The organism is Cryptosporangium sp. NPDC048952 (genome assembly GCF_043197895.1).
Classification (GTDB): domain Bacteria; phylum Actinomycetota; class Actinomycetes; order Mycobacteriales; family Cryptosporangiaceae; genus Cryptosporangium.
Genome location: NZ_JBICTY010000009.1, coordinates 15,815 through 34,354 on the forward strand (window position 1 = coordinate 15,815; position 18,540 = coordinate 34,354).

Genomic DNA, 18,540 nt, shown 5'->3' on the forward strand with positions numbered 1-18,540 from the left:
GCCGGGCGGGGTGCAGGGGCCGTCCGGGTCGATTCAACCGTTCGAGGGTAGATGATGCCCGCGATCCCAGATGCGGAACCACGCGGCCTTCCGGTCAGAGTCAGAACGTCTTAATGGGCGGTAATGGTCGCGTTACGGGATGAAGAGAAGTTGGACGGGGACGCTTTGTTCGGTATCCATGCGTCCAATTCGCTGATCCGGACCGTTCGTGACGGAGATCACTGGGTTCTCAACCACACCACCTCGGGTGTCTACTGTGCCCGTGCCTGAACTGGAGCACGACAGCGAGCTGGTGCTGGCGTCCGGCATCCGGATCCGGTCGTCGGGTGTGACCGCGACCGTAGGAGACGTGCGACAGCCGGGGATACGCGGCTTCTCGGCCGACACGGGCGAGATCGACGCCCGGCTCGCACCGGTGCTGACCGCGGCCGGGATGCAGCAGGTGCTCGTCGTTCCGCTCGACGGCGTCGCGGTGTCGGCGCGTGGGTTCACCGGTGATGCGCCGTACGTCGAGGTGTCGGTGCCGGCGCCCGGGCCCGACGAGGGTCAGGTCGTGCTCGAGGTCGACGACGTCGGCTTGGTGCGGTGGCACGTGGACGTCGAGGCGGTCACCACCGCTGTGGCGATCGCTGACGGTGTTCCGACGCCTCCGGTCCGTCGTGTCGCCCCGGTGTACGCGGGGCTCGACCAGGTGTTCCGGATTCCGATCCAGGACAGCCGCCGGGGATTGGTCGGGTTCGGCATCCGGAAGGTGCTGCACCTGATCCGGTTCCCGATCGAGTCGGCAGCGGCCGCGGCGGGCAAAGCGCTCGTCGGCTGGTGGGAGGACCGCAACCGTCCGCACTCGCTCAACCTGCTCACGCCGGAGACGCTGGCCGGCGTGCCGGAGCCCGGCGGCGTGGACACCGCACGCCTCGCCGAGCTGGCCGACAAACCGTTCCTGCTGCTGGTGCACGGGACGTTCAGCACGATCCGCAGCGGGTTCGCGGGCCTCGCGAAGCCCGGTGACGGTCCCGACCTCGCCGAGTTCGTCGCCCGGTACGAGGGGCGGGTGCTCGGCTTCGATCACCAGACGTTGCACGTCGACCCGTCGGTGAACGCGCGGTGGTTCCTCGAACGCCTGCCGCGTGACCGACCGGTCACGCTCGACGTTCTCACCCACTCCCGGGGTGGCCTGGTCGGCCGCCGGATCGCCGATGCGGACCTGGCGCGGGCGGTCGGTGTGCCCGCCCCGAACATCCGCCGGTTGATCCACGTCGGGACGCCGAACGGTGGCACGGTGCTCGCGTCGCCGAAACGCTGGACGACGCTGATCGACGTCTTCACGAATTTGTTCTCGCTGTTGCCCGAAGAAGTGGCCACCGCGACCGCCGAGAGCGTGATCGAGCTGGTCAAGCAGATCGCGACCGGGGTGTTCAACGGGCTGGCCGGCCTCACCGCGATGGACCCGGCCAACCCGTCGATCGCGACCGCGAACACGGGCGTGTTCGGTGGCGCGGCGGGGATCGCCGGACCGGTGCGTGCGGTGGCGTCGGACTTCACGCCGGCGGACGGCGATCTGCGTCTCCGAGCGCTGAACGCGATCGTCGACCCGTTCTTCGGCGCCGGGAACGACCTGGTGGTGCCGACGCAGGGTGTCTACGCCGCCGGCGAGTACCGGATCAGCGATCCGTTCGTCGTTCCGACGCCGAGCACCGTCGTGCACACCGCTTTCTTCGCCGACGCCCGGGTGCGGGCGAAGATCGGTGAGTGGTTACCCGGGGCTGACTGACCTACGGGATGCGGCGCGTTTCCTGCGGGTCGTCGGGGGTGTCCGGCTCGTCGTCGGGGCGGGAGCGTCCGTAGACGGTGGGGGAGTAGCTGGTGGGGCCCGGCTGCTGTTCCGGCGCGGAGTAGGTAGTGGGGTAGTTCTGCTGCGCCTGGTAGGCGTTCGGGTCCGGGAACTGGGAGCCGTAGGTCGACGGCGGGTACTGCGCGCCGGCGGAGCCCGGGTACGGCGAGGCCGAGGGGAACTGGGCGGAGCCGGGGCTCTGCGCGGGCCGCTCGGAGTAATATGGGGACTGTTGTGGGTTGTCGGTGCCGCCAGGGTTCGGATTCGCCGGCGGGGGTCCCACGAGCGTGGGAGAGCTACCGGTGTCAGGCGCACTGGGCGTGCCGGAGCCGGGCGTGCCGGAGCCTGGCGTACCGGAGCCGTACTGGCTCGGTTCGTACTGGCTCGGTTCGTACGGGCTGGCGCCGTATTGGCTGGGTTCATAAGGGCTGGGTTCGTACGGGCTGGCGCCGTAAGGGCTGGGCTCGTACGGGTTCGGCGTGCCGGGACCGCCAGGACCGCCGGGGCCGCTGGGGCCCGGGCCGCCAGGGCCGTACGGGCCGGCGGCGGGGGCGGCGGCTGGCGTCGTCGTGCGCTGTTTGCGCCACCGCGCCGGAATCACCAGCGGCACGAGCAGCAGGAACCCGGCCAGCCAGAGATAGCCGGCGGGAATCGGCGAGACCAGCGTCTGCTGGTCGGCGTTGCTCACGATGTCCTTGCCGACGTCGTACACCGGCGAATCGGACGACAGACCCAGCGCCGAAACGGCCAGGAACCCGGCACCGGCGATCACCGGCCCCACCGGCGAGATCCGCGGCACGAGCAGGACACCGAGTGCGATCGCGGCCACCAGGATCAACCCGATCCCGATGTACTTGTCGGTGTCCGACGAACCGGGCAGGTCCAGCACCGACCGGGCTAACCGATTCGTGCCGAACGCGATCGCCACCCACGCCACGGGGGCGAGGACGATCGCGAGCACCAGGCTGCCGAAGTGCCGCATGAAGTCTCCCCGTGCCGACGTGGGTCAGGTGACCAATCTTCCCGCCCAGGCAAACCTCAGTCGAGCAACTGTGTGAGATGAGGGAAACGTCCCGCTACCGCACTGGAGCGCAACCACTCCTCCCACTGCGGATTGCGCCGCAACTGCGCCACCGCGGCGCGCGCGCCCTCCAGATCACCGCGCCGCGCGGCCTCGAGTGCAGCATGCATCGCCTTCGTGCTGTCCGGCGCCAGATCCGCCAACGCGGCGCTGTCGCCACCCTCGTAGGCCCGCTGGAGCGACAACAACTGCTTCAGTTGGACGAGGGGCTCGTCCGCGTGGTCGACCCGCAGATCCACCGCGACGCCGTCCCACGGCTCGACCAGCCGCTTGCCGCCGACCACCAGCAGTGCTGCCGACTGGCGTCCGCGCAGGTCACCACCGGCTGCCTCACCGGCCTCCAACGTGACGAGCAGCCGCTCGGCCAGCGGGAGCGGATTGCGCAGGTAGGCGTCGACCATCGCGTCGAGGACGTCCGGCGAGCGCAGCAGGTTGCCCTGGACGCTCCAGCCGTCGCCGTAGCGGTCACCGCTCGCTGCGACGCAGTCCTCGCCGGTGTGCACCGCCACGGACCCGTCCGCGGCGAGCACCGCGACCTGTCGCCCGGACGCCCCGGCGTCGCGGGAGAGCAGTGTGGGAAGCACCCGACCGACGGGAACCCCGGCTTCCAGGCCGGCCAGCGCGTGCGGACCGTACCCCCGGCGGGGCTGCGACTGGGTGACGACGACACCCACACCGGCCTTGCCCCAGGGCACGGCCCGGCCGACGGCGAGCACGCACGACGCCACACCGACGCCCAGTTCTCCCGTGACCGGATCTCGTCCGATAACGGAAAAGGTCACGCGGTCAGCGTACGGCCCGGGTCAGCGGCCCCCGGCGCGGATCTTGCCCAGGATCCAGACCGCCTCGACGCCGTCACGCCAGGTGATCTTCTTGCCCTCGGCCCGGCCGCGGGCGCGGTAGTTGACCGGCACCTCGTACGGGCGGATCCCGCGGCGGAGCAGCTTGGCGGCGATCTCCGCCTCCATGCCGAAGCCCGGTTCGCGGATGTCGAGGTCGCGGTAGAGCTGGATCGGCATCAGCTTGAAGCCGGTCTCGAGGTCGGTGAGGTAGCAGTTGAACAGCAGGTTGCAGGCGGTGGTGACGCCCCGGTTGCCCATCACGTACCAGTACGAGTACGACGCGTGGGAGCCGAACGTGCGGGTGCCGAACACCACCTGGGCGTCGCCGTCGAGCACCGGCTGGACCAGCTTCGGGATGTCCTCGGGGGCGTACTCCAAGTCGGCGTCGCACACCACGACGTAGTCACCGGTCGCCAGGCTCGCCGCGGTGCGGACCGCGGCGCCCTTCCCGCGATTGAGGGGGTGCGCACCGACGACCATCCGGGCGTCGCCGATGCCGGCGAGCGCCGCCGCGGTGCGGTCGCGGCTACCGTCGTCGACCACCACGAGTTCGACCTCGCACGGGTAGTCGACGTCGAGCACCCGCTTGATCGCGTTGGCGACCGTGCGCTCTTCGTTGAAGACGGGCATCAGGACCGACAGCTTCACGCGCTGAGTCTAGGGACCATCGGCCACCCCTGGCGTAGTTGATTCGGCCACCTCAGGTGGGGCTGGCGGGGTCACAGGTGCAAACAGGTGCAGTGTGACGTAAGGCTTCCATTGCCGCTTTGATTCTGATAGACACGTTATGTCCATATCTGGACGCACGGAAGGGGGTGGCATGGCACAGTCGTTGGTCGCAGCATGGTCGGTGGCTGAGTCGCCAGTGCCACTGGCTACGCGGCACCGACGTGCCGTGGTGCCGGGCTCCGCCGATGTTCCCGGTAACTCGGGGCGTCGTGCGGGCGAGACCTCCAGCTGGAACGTCCGGTCCCGCCCGTCGTGCACGACGGAGCACGACACCGGCTCAAGGAGGCGCCGTTCGCGATCCGGGTCACCCCGGTTCTCCGACGGCGGTTTATTAGCCGGTCCTGCCGAAGAGGCTGATCGCGGCACGCGGTAAGACACTTCGGCGACACGGTCGAAGAAGTATCGGCTCTCCACTCGATCCTCCCCAGGGGGTGGAGCCCCGCACTTCTTCCAGGAGATACAGGCCCCGGCCCGCTCACGCGGGCCGGGGTTTCTTCATGCCAGCCGCACGGTGACGCGTTCGGTTTCCGCCACGTGGTCGACGCGGGTCGGGTCGGGGTGGCGGAGCAACACGACGCCGCCGCCCGCGACGAGCGGCGCCAGCAGCCACTCGACCGGCGATGGCTGCACCACCTCGTCGGTACCCACCAACAATCGCCCCCCGCCCGTAAGCCCCAGAACCCCCGCCCGAGCCACCCCGAGCGCTCCCAACTCCGCCAGCGACAATCCGCCGCCGCCCACCCCATTCGCGCCAGCACCATCGGCGCCGGCGGCAGCCACGTCCGCGCCGGCGGCAGCCGTGCCCGCGGCGCCTGCCGCGGGTGGCGGGTCGGCGGCGAGCCACAGTCCGGGGCCGGTCTGATCCACCGGGGTGTACGGCGTGAAGCGGTCGCCGTGGGTGCGGACCTCCGGGGCGTAGTCGACCACGCCCGGTGGGACCTCGCGGAGGGGCGCGGCCATCGGGGCCAGGGAGAGCGCCCAGATCTCGTCGGCGCCGAAGTCGGTGCCCAGTGCGACGGCCTCCGCAGCCCGGTCCGCCGCCGTGAACACGACCCGCGGCTCGACGTCGGCCGGAAGAACAGCACCCGGTACGGCGGAGTGCCCAACCGCGACCCCGGCCCGCCAGCACCCGAGCAGGATCACGGCGGTCTGCCAGTGCGCGGGCAGCAGCACCGCGGCGGTAGAGCCCGGCTCGACGCCGGTGTCCTGCAGCAGGTTCGCGGTCTTCGAGACCCAGTTGTCGACGGTGGCCACCGAGAGCTCCACGCGCTCGCCGGTGCGGTCGTCGTACTGCGTGATCAGCGGACGTCCGGGGTCCGCTGCCAGCGCCTTCCGCAACGCCGCGTCCGGTGACTCCATTGGTGCTCCTCGCTCGCTCGGTTGCCGAATCGTTGCACGCCGGGTGGGACCCGGTTGCACGGCCGCAACCCTCCTCATCCGGCAACCAACCGCGCCGAAGGCTCAGTCGTGGACAGCGATCCACGCACGAAGCCCACACCGAATCGACGCGGGGGACCTGCTTCCATGGCTCGAAACACGACAGCGCGCCGCTGGGCGATCGCCCTGCCGGCCACGGTCGTCGCGGCAGTCGCCGGCGGCATCGCGCTCGCCCCGGCCGCCGTCCTGCCTTCGGCGAACTCCTCCGCCCAGCCCGCCGCCAAGACCGCCACCGCCCCGATCGCCGCCGCCAACGCAGCCGCCACCGCAGCCGCAGCCGCCGACGACGCCCCCAACGGCGCGGACGCTGCCGCGACCGGCGACGCTCCCGCTGAGATCGAGACGGCTGCTGCAGTTGCGGCCGGCACCACGGTCAAGGGTGCCGCGATCCCCGCGAAGGTCTCCGTCCGCACCGTCGCGCTCGGCAGCGCCTCGAGCCCCACCACCCACGCCAAGGCCAGCACCACCCAGCCCGCGGGCGTCCCGCTGGCGTTCAACGCCGCCACCGACCAGGCCCGCGTCCTGCGCACCCTCGCCTCCGGCACCCCGTTCTCCGCCGTCGGCGTCACCTGGCAGCGCGACGCGTCGCTCGGCAAGGTCAGCGTCGCCGTCCGCACCCGCGCCGAGACCTCCGCGCCGTTCTCGGCCTGGACGACGGTCGCCAGCAGCGAGAGCGACGACCGCAACGGCACCAACGCCGTGCCCGCGGAGCTCCGCGACGGCCCGGGCGTCATCTGGACCGGCGACGCGGTCACCGCCGAGGTCGTCGTCACCACGGTCTCCGGTCGCCAGCCCGTCGACGTGAAGGTCGACCTGATCGACCCGGGCACCGACACCCCCACCAACACCGTGACCGACGGCGACGAGGTCGCCCAGTCCGACGCGCTGGTGCCGGCCGCCACCGCGCAGCCCACCCCCACCACCTACGGCAACGGCGTCGTCAAGATCTACAGTCGCGCCGCCTGGGGCGCGAACGCCGCCTACATGAAGTGGACCCCGGCCTACGCGCCGAAGGTGAACGCGATCGTCGTGCACCACACCGCGACCGCGAACAACTACACCGCCGACCAGGTCCCCGCGATCATCCGCTCGATCTACTACTACATGGCCGTCACCGAGAAGTACGGCGACGTCGGTTACAACGTGCTCATCGACCGTTTCGGCCGCATCTGGGAGGGACGCTACGGCGGCCTTACCCGTGCCGTCGTCGGCGCCCACGCCGGCGGTTTCAACACCGGCACCAGCGGCATCGGCATCATCGGCGACCACACCAAGGTAGCGGTCAGCGCCGCCGCCAAGGAGGCCGTCGCCCGCTACTCGGCGTTCAAGCTCGGCACCGGCAAGGTGAGCCCGGTCGGCACCGCGAAGCTCACCGGTGGCCCGTCCACGAAGTTCAAGACCAAGACGACGCTCACGCTCCCGACGATCTACCCGCACCAGAGCACCAGCGCGACCACCTGCCCCGGCAAGTACGGCCTGAACATCATGGCCTGGGTCCGCACCCGTGCGAAGGCCCTGGTCACCGCGTACAAGCTCGGCGCCGCCACGGTGGCGCCCGCGCCCGTCGTCAACAAGCCGACCACCCCGGCGACCCCGGCCGCGCCGGTCAAGCCGGCCACCACCCCGACCACCCCGCCGACCGCGACCGCGAACAACGCCACCGTGCCCGCCACCGGCCTCACCGTCTACGGCGCGGGCTTCGGCCACGGCCGCGGCCTGAGCCAGTACGGCGCCAAGGGTGCTGCCACTCAGGGCCTGAACGCCGCGCAGATCGTCAACTTCTACTACCCGGGTACGACGCTGGCCGCGAAGGGCAACCCGTCGATCCGCGTGCGCCTCTCCGCGATCGACGCCGGCACCTTCACGTTCACGCCGGTCGCCGGCCTGGTCGCCACCGACGCCGGCAAGAAGGTCGTCGCGCTCGACGCGCAGGCCTGGAACGTCACGCGCAGCGGCTCGAACTACGTCGTCAAGGCCGGTGCGAAGACCTACACGCTGGTCGCTCCGGTGACGTTCACCGGCCCGAAGACGCTCAAGCTCACCTACGGCAAGGCCAAGGGCGACTGCCGCGGCGGCACGACCGTGACGTTCGACGGCACGCTCACCGCCCTGGTCGCGGACAACGCGTCCCGCTTCGTCGCGACGATGCCGCTCGACACCTACCTGAAGGGCGTCGTCGCCTCCGAGATGCCGTCCAGCTGGCCGGCTGCCGCCCTCCAGGCGCAGACGATCGCCGCGCGTACCTACGCCGCCGCGAAGATTACGGCGAGCCGCTACTACGACGTCGTCGACACCCAGGCCAACCAGTGCTGGGACGGTGCGCTTTCGGAGACCGCTGCCACCAACGCCGCGATCGCCGCGACCGTCGGCAAGGTGCTCACGGTCAATGGCAAGGTCATCAGCGCCGAGTTCTCGTCGGACTCGGGTGGCTACACCGCGAGCGGTGGCGTCGCCTACCTCCCGGCGAAGGCCGACCCGTACACGCTGGCCGCGCAGTCCTCCGGCACCAACTGGACCAAGGTCGTCACCCCCGCCCAGCTCGCCACCGCCGCCGGCCTCACCACGGTCACCGCGGTCACGGTGACCAAGCGGACCGGCCTCGGCCGCTGGGGCGGGCGCGCCGAGACCGTGACGCTGACCGGCACGCTCGCTACCGGCAAGGTCGTCACGGTGTCGCTCACGGGTGACGCGTTCCGCATCAAGCTCGGCCTGCGGAGTACCTATCTCGGCTTCGCCAAGTAACCGATACGGTGACCGTCGGGGGGCTTCCCGGCTCGAACAGACGGTGCCGACCGTTCGGTGACGGATGCCTCTGCGGCGTACGCTCATACGCGCGGGAAGGCAGCGTCTGCCCCCGCAGCACGACGACGACAGGTCGACGAGGAGACATCAGGTGACAGGCGGCAACGGCCCTCGAGTCCTGGTCGACGCCACGGCGGTTCCCGCTGACCGTGGCGGCGTCGGGCGGTACGTCGACGGGCTGCTTCCAGCCCTCGGCCGAGCCGGCGCTGAACTGGCAGTCGTCTGCCAGCGGGCGGATGCGGAGCGTTACGGACGGCTCGTACCCGCCGCGACCGTGATCCCGGCCCCGGCAGCGGTGGCCCACCGCCCCGCGCGGCTGGCGTGGGAGCAGACCGGCCTGCCGCTGGTCGCCCAGCACGTCAACGCGGAGGTCGTGCACTCGCCGCACTACACGCAGCCGCTGCGCGTCTCGTGCCCGGTGGTGGTCACGGTGCACGACGCCACGTTCTTCACCGACCCGCGGCACTACGACAAGGGCAAGGGCGCGTTCTTCCGGTCGGCCACCCGCACCGCGATGCGCCGGGCGTCCAGGGTCATCGTGCCGAGCAAGGCCACGCGGGACGAGCTGATCCGCCTGCTGGACGCCGACCCCACGAAGCTCGACGTCGCCTACCACGGCGTCGACCCGCGGGTGTTCCACGTGCCCGACGAGGCGGAGTGTGCCCGCGTGCGGGCCCGCCTGGGCATCGGGCAGGCCAGCTACGTGGCGTTCCTCGGTGCCCAGGAGCCCCGGAAGAACGTTCCGAACCTCATCCGCGGCTGGGCCCGCGCTTGCGCGCACCGCGAGGCGCCGCCCGCGCTGGTGATCGCCGGTGGCTCCGGCCACGACGAGGAGATCGACACCGCGATCGAGGAGATCCCGCCGCACCTTCGCCTGATCCGGCCGGGGTACCTACGCTACGCCGACCTGCCCGGATACCTGGGCGGGGCGATCGTGGTGGCCTACCCGAGCCACGGTGAGGGCTTCGGCCTGCCGGTGCTCGAGGCGATGGCCTGCGGTGCCTGCGTGCTCACCACCCCGCGGCTCTCGCTGCCGGAGGTCGGCGGCGAGGCGGTCGCGTACACCGGTGAGGACGCCGACCAGATCGGCACCGACCTGGCCGCGCTGCTCGACGACCACGACCGTCGCGCGCAGCTCGGCACGGCCGGACGCGAGCGGTCGCTCGAGTTCTCCTGGGACGCCTCCGCGGAGGCGCACATCGCCAGCTTCACGAGAGCCGTAGCAGCCAGCGCATGAACTTAGAGGTGCGCGTCGACGACCCCCTCCCGGAGGTTGCCTGATGAGCGGTGCTTTTTATCCAGTCATCCCCGCCGGCGGCAGCGGCACACGGCTCTGGCCGCTGTCCCGGGCCGGACACCCCAAGTTCCTCCACCAACTCACCGGCGGCGACCGGACGCTGATCCAGGAGACCGTCGACCGGCTCAAGTACGTCTCGCTGCCCGGTGACACGTTCGTCGTCACCGGTGCGGCGCACGCCGCCGCTGTCGCCCGCCAGCTGCCCGAGGTCCCGGCGTCGAACATTGTCGTCGAACCCGGTCCACGCGAGTCCGGCCCGGCGATCGCGCTGGCCGCGGCGCTGATCCAGCGTCGCGACCCGGACGCGGTCATGGGCTCGTTCGCCGCCGACCACGTCGTCCGGGACACCCGGACGTTCGTCACGACGGTGCGCACGGCGATCGCGACCGCGGCCGAGGGCAAGCTGGTCTGCATCGGCATCACGCCGACCGGCCCGGAGACCGGCTATGGCTACATCCGCTGCGGCGACCACCTCCAGACCGGCGCCCGCGCGGTGCTGGAGTTCAAGGAGAAGCCGTCGGCCGAGGTCGCCGAGACCTACCTGGCGTCCGGCGAGTACGTCTGGAACGCCGGCATGTTCGTCTGGCGCGTCGACGCGTTCCTCGCCGAGGTACAGCGGCAGCTCCCCGAGCTCTACAGCGGCCTGATGAAGATCTGCGAGTCGTGGGACCTGCCCCGCCGCGACGAGGTGCTGTCGGAGGTCTGGCCGCGGCTGCCGAAGATCTCGGTCGACCACGGCATCATGGAGGGCGCTGCGGCCCGCGGCTCCGTTGCGGTCGTGCCGGCCGCGTTCGGGTGGAACGACCTCGGCGACTGGGACGGTCTGGCCGCCGTCCTCGACCACGACGACGAGGGCAACACCGTGGTCGGCGCCAGCGACCAGGTGATCACGATCGACACCACCGGGTCGATGGTCGTGCCGAACTCCAGCCGCACCGTCGCGTTGCTCGGCATGCGTGACGTCGTCGTCGTGGATACGCCCGACGCGTTGCTGGTCTGCCCGCGCGATCGGGCGCAAGAGGTAAAGTCGCTGGTAGAGGCGTTGAAGAACAAGGGTGCGGGCAATCTCTGCTGAGGCTGTATCGGTGGAACCACTCACGCGTGAGTGGAGTCCGTCGTACCCGCTCGACATCCGTCGTTCGCTCGGGCACCTGGCCCGGGGAAAAGGTGACCCGACCCATCGGCTCGCTGATGGTGCGCTGTGGCGTACGGCGCCCACGCCTGCGGGGCCGGGCACTCTGCGGCTGCGCCGCACAGACCGCGTCGTCGCGGAGGCGTGGGGTCCGGGCGGCGCGTGGCTGCTCGAGCACCTTCCGCAACTGCTCTGCGTCGACGACGTGGTCGACGATTTCGCGGGGGTGCTGGAGGCTGCTCCACACCCCGTGCTGAGCGAGGCCTGGCGGCTGTGCGGGGGAGGGCTGCGGTTCCCGGCCACCCGGTTGCTGTTCGACCAGGTGTCGGTCGCGGTGCTGGAGCAGAAGGTGACCGGGATCGAGGCCCGGCGGTCGTGGCGCGAGCTGGTGTGGCGGTTCGGCTCACCGGCTCCCGGCCCGGCGCCGGCCGGGATGGCGGTGGCGCCGTACCCGGCCGACTGGCTGGCGATTCCCGACTGGGAGTGGCACAAGGCCGGCGTCGATCTGTCCCGCCGCCGGGCGATCCGGGCCGCGGCGACCGTGGCCGCCCGTCTCGACCAGCTCGTGGACCGGCCGGTCGTCGAGGCGGTGCGGGTGTTGTGCACGTTGCCGGGGATCGGACCCTGGACGGCCGCTGAGGCGGTGCAGCGGGCGATGTCCGGTGCCGACGCGGTCAGCGTGGGTGACTTCCACCTGCCGAACGTCGTCGGCTGGGCACTCGTCGGCCGCAGACTCGACGATGCCGGCATGCTCGAGGTCCTGTCGCCGTACGCCCCCCACCGGCAGCGGGCCATCCGCCTCGTCGAGGTGGGTCCCGCCGTCCGCCCCCCGAAACGCGGCCCCCGCTTCTCTCCCCGCGACTACCGCGCCTTCTGAAGGCGCGCGCTGCCCGCTGCCCGCTGCCCCGCCGCGGAGCGTGCGTCGTGGGGCGTGCGTCGACTTGGAGTGGACGCTAGCGGGTGAGGAGGAAGGTGCTGGCGTCGCGTGGGGGGCGATCGCGGGGCGCTTCGGCGGGGTAGCCGATCGCCACGGAGCCCATCGGGTGCCAGTCGGCGGGGAGGTCCAATTCGGCGCGCACGAGGTCGGCGGCGAACATCGTCGAGGAGATCCAGCAGGAGCCGATGCCCTCGGTGGCCAGCGAGACGAGGAAGTTCTGCACGCCGGCGCCCATCGCCACCTGGAACATCGCCCGCTCGCTCGCGGCGCGGCGCGCGTCCGGATAGGGGTGTGCGCCGTCCAGCGCGAGTACCGGCACCACCAGGGCAGGGGCCTCCCAGAGGAGATCCCCGCGCTGCATACGGCGCCGAATTGCGGCCTCGTCGAAGTTGTCGCCGCGCAGATCGGCGGCCCAGGCCTCGCGCATGCCGGCGAGCAGGCGCTTGCGGACGTCGTCGGAGGCGACGTGGACGAACCGCCACGGTGTGGTGTGGTGCGGGGCCGGTGCGGTGGCCGCTGCTGCCACCGCGCGGGCGATGGCTGCGGGGTCGACCGGGTCCTTGCGGAACGTCCGGATCGAGCGGCGGAGGGTCACTGCTTCGCGGTGACCGAGCGCGCGGGCCTCGGCGGTGCCGAGCGCGAACATGTCGTCTTCGAGGACGCGGACCAGCGCGTTCGCTCCGGGGCCGTCGTCACCGCCGACGTCGACGAGAGACTGCACGCCGCGGACGACGGCTACCGGCACGCCGCCGGATTTGCCCTTCACGAGCTCCGCCGCGGCGGCGATCTGGTCGGCGTCGGCGACGACTGTCATCGCGAGATCGTTGCCGTGGCCGTCGGTCTGGCCGCGGAGGTCGCGCAGGGGGCGCAACCCTGCGGCGCCGATCGCCACGTCCGCGACGCCGACGCGCCAGGGGCGGCCCATCGTGTCGCTGATGATGACGCCGACGTCGACGCCGAGGATGCTCTTCAGGCCGGCGCGGAGCGCTCGGGCGGAGGCGTCGGAGTCTTCCGGCAGGAGCGCGATGACGTCCTGGTCGACGTTCGAGGTGTCGACGCCGGCGGAGGCCAGCACCAGGCCCTGCGGTGTGCGGACGATTCGCGTGCGGCCGCGGGTCGCGACCACGGCCGTGGTCTCGCCGTCGATCGCGGCTTCCCGGGCCGCTTCCCGGTCGCCGTCGACCGGCACCAGCCGCCCCTCCGCCTTGCTGACGATCTTGCTGGTGACCACCAGCACATCGCCCTCCACCAGCCAGGGCGCCGCGCCCGCGATCAACGCAGCCAGATCCGTACCCGGCACCACCTCCGGGATCCCCGGCACAGGAAGAACGCGCACGTCGTCGGCCCGCGCAGCAGCCCCGCCCGCAGGCGCGGGCGAAGCCGGCGGCCCAACGGGCGCGCCGACCGACGCGGCTCCGCCGCGACCCGCCTCCGACGCGGCGCTCGCGGCGCCTGGTGTGGGCGCGGTCATCGGGGGAGGCCGGCGATGGCGGCGGCTTCGGTGACCATGGTGGTGGCCGTGGTTTCGGGGTCGGTCATCCAGAGGGGGACCGCGCGGACGTCCGCGCCGAACAGCACGGTGCCGGCGTCCGTGGTGTCGACCAACCACCCGTCGAGCAGGCCACCGTACGCCCGGGCCCCGTAGTGGGCCCCGACCCCGGCAGCGGAGATTTCCACGCCGACGACCGGCAGACACTTCTCCGCCATGCCCCGCACCGGCGCACCCCCGATGATCGGCGAAACCCCCACGATCTTCGCCGGAGCGGCGAGCAACGCCGCCCGGATCCCCGGCACCGCCAGAATCGTGTCGATGCTCACTACGGGGTTGCTCGGCGCGAACAGGATCAGGTCAGCGGCCGCGATCGCCTCCACCACCCCCGGCGCGGGCTTCGCATCCTCGATCCCCACCTGCACGAACCGATCCACCGACAACCCGGCGCGGTACCGCACCCACCACTCCTGGAAATGCACGGCCCGCCGCTGCACCCCGGCGCCTTCGAGCTCCTCGGCGAGCACGACGTGCGTCTCCACCCGATCGTCGGTCATCGGCAACAACCGCACCCCGGGCTTCCACCGCGCGCACAACGCCTCGGTGACCGCGGAAAGCGGGTAACCCGCATCCAGCATTCGCGTCCGGACCAGGTGCGTAGCGATGTCCCGATCGCCCAGACCGAACCACGTCGGCTCCGCGCCGTACTCCGCGAGCTCGTCCTTCACCGCCCACGTCTCGCCGACCCGGCCCCAGCCGCGTTCCTCGTCGTGACCGCCGCCGAGCGTGTACATCACGCTGTCGAGGTCGGTGCAGATCCGCAGACCGTGCAGCGTGACGTCGTCGGACGTGTTGACGATGGCGGTGATCTCGGGATGGTCGGGACGGCGGCCCGCCCATTCCCGGACGCCCTGGAGGAAACGTGCCCCACCGATGCCACCGGCCAAGACGACAATGCGCATTCTCCCATCGTCGCGCACGCCACCGACAACGTTTGCCCGGGGCGTTCGCTCGCACCTTTCGGCAGTGTTGTGCCAGGCTGGCGGCAGAACCGATATGCGACAGAACATGGCGTCGAAGGAGAAGACCGTGTCGTCCACCGAGGCCCAAACGCCTGTCCAGGCCGTCTTCGAGCGGTTAAGAGGACCGGCAGCGGTGCTGCTCCTGGCCGTCAACGGCTTCCTGTTGATCGTCGGGTTGCTCTCGATCGCGACGTCGTCCCTCGACCTGAGCGACGCGCTGGCGACCTCACGCGGAGGCTTCGCAGGTCTCACCCAGGTCCTGCTGCCTGCCCTCGCGGTGGTGCTGGTTGCCGTCGTGCAGCCGGCGAAGGACAAGCTCGTTCCGCTGGCCTGCATGATCGCCCTGGGCGAGCTGGCGTTCTCGATCCTGCTCGGGCTGATCACGAACCTCAGCATCTTCGCCGCGTCGTACTCGACTGCGGGGACGAAGTTCGCCGGGTTCCTCGAGGGGCTCGCGTGGATCGTCCTGCTGGCCGGGGTGGCCTTCGTCGTCCTGCAGATGATGATGGCGGCGCGCGGCGCCGCGAACCCGGCGGCTGCGCAGGGTGGTTACGGCGGGTACCCGGGCGGGCAGTACGGCGAGATGCCCGGCCAGGGCATGCCGGGTGACACCGGTGCCCGCCCCGCCGCTCCGTACGGTGGCCAGGCCGGCTACCCGGGTCAGCCGCAGCAGCCGCAGCAGCCCCAGCAGCAGGACTGGCCGGGCCAGCAGCAGCCGGGCCAGGACTGGGGCCAGCCGGTCCCGTCGGGCCAGCCCACCCAGGCCTGGAACGCCCAACCGGCCTGGCCGGGCCAGCAGCAGCCGGGCCAGCCCGGCCAGCCCGGCCAGCACCAGGGCCAGCCCGCTCAGCAGCCCGGACAGGACTGGGGCCAGCCCCAGCAGTCCGCGTGGCCGAGCCAGGCACCCACCTCGGGTCAGCCCGCACCGTTCGCCCCGCCGAGCTCGGGCGTGCCCTACGGCCAGCCCAGTTCCGGCGTGCCGTACGGCCAGCAGCCCAGCTCCGGCATGCCCTACGGCGGTGCGTACCCGGCCCAGCAGCCCGGCTACGGCTCCGCGCACCAGGCCGCACCCACCAGCGGGTTCCCGCAGCCGACCAGCGGTTACCCGGGCCCGAACAACCCGGGCAACCAGGACACGAACATCGTCAACGTGAACGATCTGCTCCCGCCTGACCAGCAGCAGCACCGCGGACCGCGGCACGGGGAGTAATCCCGGCGCCCCAAACCAGGACAGCACGGATACCTCTCGGTCAACCGGGCGCGCAGCGGCATATTGTGGCCGACATGGTCGAGGTCACGCGCCCGAATACCCCCACGAGCAGCCCGGATGACCGAGGACTGAAACGCGCTCTGCGGCGAGCCCGGGACGGCGTCAGCCTCGACCCGGGCGAGGCCACGACGCTGCTCCGCGCCCGCGGCGATCAGCTGGACGAACTCCTGACGATCGCGTCCCGGGTGCGGGACGCGGGTCTGGTGGACGCCGGCCGTCCCGGGATCGTCACGTATTCGCGGAAGGTGTTCATCCCGGTCACCCGGCTGTGCCGGGACCGGTGCCACTACTGCACGTTCGCGACGGTGCCGCACAAGGTGCCGCACACGTTCCTCGACCGTGACGAGGTCGTCGCGATCGCGAAGGCCGGGGCGGAGCAGGGCTGCAAAGAGGCCCTGTTCACGCTCGGCGACCGCCCCGAGGAGCGGTGGCCGGCGGCCCGGGAGTGGCTCGATTCCCGCGGCTACGGATCCACCCTCGACTACGTGCGGTCCCTCGCGATCGCGGTGCTCGAGGAGACCGGTCTGCTTCCGCACCTCAACCCGGGTGTCATGTCGTGGGCGGAGTTGCAGCGGCTCAAGCCGGTCGCGCCGAGCATGGGCATGATGCTCGAGACCACGGCCACCCGGCTGTGGTCGGAGCCGGGCGGCCCGCACTACGGCTCGCCCGACAAGGAGCCCGCCGTCCGCCTGCGCGCCCTGACCGACGCCGGTCGCGTCGGTGTGCCGTTCACGACCGGGATCCTGGTCGGCATCGGCGAGACGCACGAGGAGCGGGCGGACTCCCTGTTCGCGATCCGTCAGTCGGCGCGGGAGTACGGGCACATCCAGGAAGTCATCATCCAGAACTTCCGGGCCAAGCCCGACACCGCGATGCGCAACGAGCCCGACGCGGACTTCGAGGACTTCCTGGCCACGGTGGCCACCGCCCGGCTGGTGCTGGGCCCGAAGATGCGCCTGCAGGCGCCGCCGAACCTGCTCGACGACCTGCACACACTTGAGGCCAAGAGCACGGAGGACGAGTACGCGCTCCTGCTGCGCGCCGGTATCGACGACTGGGGCGGCGTCTCGCCGGTGACCCCGGATCACGTCAACCCCGAGCGCCCGTGGCCCCAGATCGAGGAGCTGGCCCGCCGCAGCAAAGCCGCCGGGTTCGAGCTGCGCGAGCGCCTCACCGCCCACGCGAAGTACGCGCTGGCCGGCGAGCCGTGGATCGACCCGCGGGTCGCGACCCACCTGCACGCGCTCATGGACCCCGAGACCGGGCTCGCGAACGAAGCCGCGATGCCGGTCGGACGCCCCTGGCAGGAGCCCGATCCCGCACTGCTCGAGACGATGGGCCGCGCCGACCTCGGCACGACGATCGACACGACCGGCCGCACCGAGGACCGCCGCACCGACTTCTCCACCGTCTACGGCGACTGGAACGCCGTGGCCGAACACGCCGCCGCCGGCCTCGGGGCCGCTGCGCCGACGGCTGACGCGTCGGCGGTCACCCCTGGGCGCGGCGCCCCGGAGCGGCTCGCGTCCGACGTCCGCAAAGGTCTGGACATTGCGGCAGAGAACCCGGCCGCACTGCTCGACGAGGCGAACACCGACGCGACGCTGGCGTTGTTCGCAGCCGAGGGCGCAGCCCTCGACACCCTGACCAAGCTCGCCGACGACCTGCGCAAACAGGTCAACGGCGACGCGATCACCTACGTGGTGAACCGGAACATCAACTTCACCAACGTCTGCTACGTCGGGTGCCGGTTCTGCGCGTTCGCCCAGCGCCGCACCGACGCCGACGCGTACCGCCTGTCCCACGACGAGGTCGCCGACCGCGCCGCGGAAGCCTGGACGGTCGGCGCGACCGAGGTGTGCATGCAGGGCGGCATCGACCCCGAGCTGTCCGGCCGCGGCTACGCCGACCTGGTGCGCGCGGTCAAGCAGCGGGTGCCGGGCATGCACGTGCACGCGTTCAGCCCCATGGAGATCGCCACCGCCAGCGCCAAGGCGAACATGTCGGTGCACGACTGGCTCGTCATGATGAAGGAAGCCGGCCTCGACACGATCCCCGGCACCGCCGCCGAGATCCTCGACGACGAGGTCCGCTGGGTGCTCACCAAAGGCAAGCTCCCCGCGGCGGAGTGGGTTTCGATCGTCACGCAAGCTCACAAGCTGGGCATTCGCTCCTCGTCGACGATGATGTACGGGCACGTCGACCATTCCGGGCACTGGCTCGGACACTTCCGCACCCTGGCGAAGATCCAGGACGAGACCGGCGGCTTCACCGAGTTCGTCCCGCTGCCGTTCGTGCACCACAACGCACCGATCTACCTTGCCGGCATCGCCCGGCCCGGCCCCACCAACGCCCAGAACCGGGCCGTGCACGCCCTGGCCCGGCTGGCGCTGCACGGCCGGATCGACCACATCCAGTGCTCCTGGGTGAAGCTCGGCGACAACGGCGCCGTACAGATCCTCAACGGCGGCTCCGACGACGTCGGCGGCACCCTGATGGAGGAGACCATCAGCCGCATGGCCGGCTCCGAGAACGGCAGCGAGCGGAGCGTGGAAGAGCTCACCGCGATGGCAGCGGCCGCTGGCCGCCCCGTCCGCCAGCGGACGACCACCTACGGCGAGGTTCCGTCGCGACCCACCCTCAGTCTGGCGTGAGGCCTGAACACTTTGGT

13 protein-coding genes are annotated in these 18,540 nt (G+C 71.4%); 7 read left to right on the forward strand and 6 right to left on the reverse strand.

Annotated features, from left to right (window positions below):
- Positions 1 to 262: 262 nt before the first annotated feature.
- Positions 263 to 1,771 (forward strand): hypothetical protein, encoded by a 1,509-nt coding sequence (locus tag ACGFY5_RS39590; RefSeq protein ID WP_392729116.1) that lies wholly within the window; start codon positions 263 to 265, stop codon positions 1,769 to 1,771.
- A 1-nt stretch (position 1,772) separates the two neighbouring features.
- Here the strand turns inward: ACGFY5_RS39590 and ACGFY5_RS39595 are convergent, their stop codons facing one another.
- The 4 genes from ACGFY5_RS39595 to ACGFY5_RS39610 form a co-directional block, all read right to left on the reverse strand.
- Complete coding sequence (locus ACGFY5_RS39595; protein ID WP_392729118.1) at positions 1,773 to 2,813, reverse strand: hypothetical protein; 1,041 nt, start codon at positions 2,811 to 2,813, stop codon at positions 1,773 to 1,775.
- A gap of 56 nt (positions 2,814 to 2,869) precedes the next feature.
- Positions 2,870 to 3,694: a DUF1028 domain-containing protein gene (locus ACGFY5_RS39600; RefSeq protein ID WP_392729120.1), complete on the reverse strand. Its 825-nt coding sequence runs from the start codon at positions 3,692 to 3,694 to the stop codon at positions 2,870 to 2,872.
- A gap of 21 nt (positions 3,695 to 3,715) precedes the next feature.
- Positions 3,716 to 4,402 (reverse strand): glycosyltransferase family 2 protein, encoded by a 687-nt coding sequence (locus ACGFY5_RS39605; RefSeq protein ID WP_392729123.1) that lies wholly within the window; start codon positions 4,400 to 4,402, stop codon positions 3,716 to 3,718.
- 576 nt (positions 4,403 to 4,978) lie between these two features.
- A complete protein-coding gene (locus ACGFY5_RS39610; protein WP_392729126.1) occupies positions 4,979 to 5,842 on the reverse strand; it encodes a TIGR03089 family protein in 864 nt (287 codons plus the stop codon).
- Positions 5,843 to 6,007: 165 nt separating this feature from the next.
- Here ACGFY5_RS39610 and ACGFY5_RS39615 point away from each other — a divergent pair, with 165 nt between their 5' ends.
- The 4 genes from ACGFY5_RS39615 (at position 6,008) to ACGFY5_RS39630 (ending at position 12,028) form a co-directional block, all read left to right on the forward strand.
- A complete protein-coding gene (locus ACGFY5_RS39615; protein WP_392729129.1) occupies positions 6,008 to 8,662 on the forward strand; it encodes a SpoIID/LytB domain-containing protein in 2,655 nt (884 codons plus the stop codon).
- Positions 8,663 to 8,813: 151 nt separating this feature from the next.
- Positions 8,814 to 9,959 carry a glycosyltransferase family 4 protein gene (locus ACGFY5_RS39620; protein ID WP_392729131.1) on the forward strand — a complete coding sequence of 382 codons (1,146 nt, stop codon included), beginning with the start codon at positions 8,814 to 8,816 and terminating at the stop codon, positions 9,957 to 9,959.
- Between the two features lie 43 nt (positions 9,960 to 10,002).
- Positions 10,003 to 11,094, forward strand: coding sequence for a mannose-1-phosphate guanylyltransferase (locus tag ACGFY5_RS39625; protein WP_392729134.1), 1,092 nt, complete (start codon positions 10,003 to 10,005; stop codon positions 11,092 to 11,094).
- A gap of 10 nt (positions 11,095 to 11,104) precedes the next feature.
- A complete protein-coding gene (locus tag ACGFY5_RS39630; protein ID WP_392729137.1) occupies positions 11,105 to 12,028 on the forward strand; it encodes a DNA-3-methyladenine glycosylase family protein in 924 nt (307 codons plus the stop codon).
- Positions 12,029 to 12,104: 76 nt separating this feature from the next.
- Here the strand turns inward: ACGFY5_RS39630 and ACGFY5_RS39635 are convergent, their stop codons facing one another.
- Together ACGFY5_RS39635 and cofD are read right to left on the reverse strand one after the other, a co-directional pair.
- Positions 12,105 to 13,559 carry a coenzyme F420-0:L-glutamate ligase gene (locus ACGFY5_RS39635; RefSeq protein WP_392729139.1) on the reverse strand — a complete coding sequence of 485 codons (1,455 nt, stop codon included), beginning with the start codon at positions 13,557 to 13,559 and terminating at the stop codon, positions 12,105 to 12,107.
- A complete protein-coding gene (gene cofD, locus ACGFY5_RS39640; protein ID WP_392729142.1) occupies positions 13,556 to 14,539 on the reverse strand; it encodes a 2-phospho-L-lactate transferase in 984 nt (327 codons plus the stop codon). The genes ACGFY5_RS39635 and cofD overlap by 4 nt, the downstream gene beginning before the upstream one ends.
- A gap of 127 nt (positions 14,540 to 14,666) precedes the next feature.
- Here cofD and ACGFY5_RS39645 point away from each other — a divergent pair, with 127 nt between their 5' ends.
- Together ACGFY5_RS39645 and ACGFY5_RS39650 are read left to right on the forward strand one after the other, a co-directional pair.
- The gene (locus ACGFY5_RS39645) at positions 14,667 to 15,809 is read left to right on the forward strand and encodes a hypothetical protein (protein WP_392729145.1); all 1,143 of its coding nucleotides are present in this window, start codon (positions 14,667 to 14,669) and stop codon (positions 15,807 to 15,809) included.
- 74 nt (positions 15,810 to 15,883) lie between these two features.
- Positions 15,884 to 18,523, forward strand: coding sequence for a bifunctional FO biosynthesis protein CofGH (locus ACGFY5_RS39650; RefSeq protein WP_392729147.1), 2,640 nt, complete (start codon positions 15,884 to 15,886; stop codon positions 18,521 to 18,523).
- Positions 18,524 to 18,540: the final 17 nt, after the last annotated feature.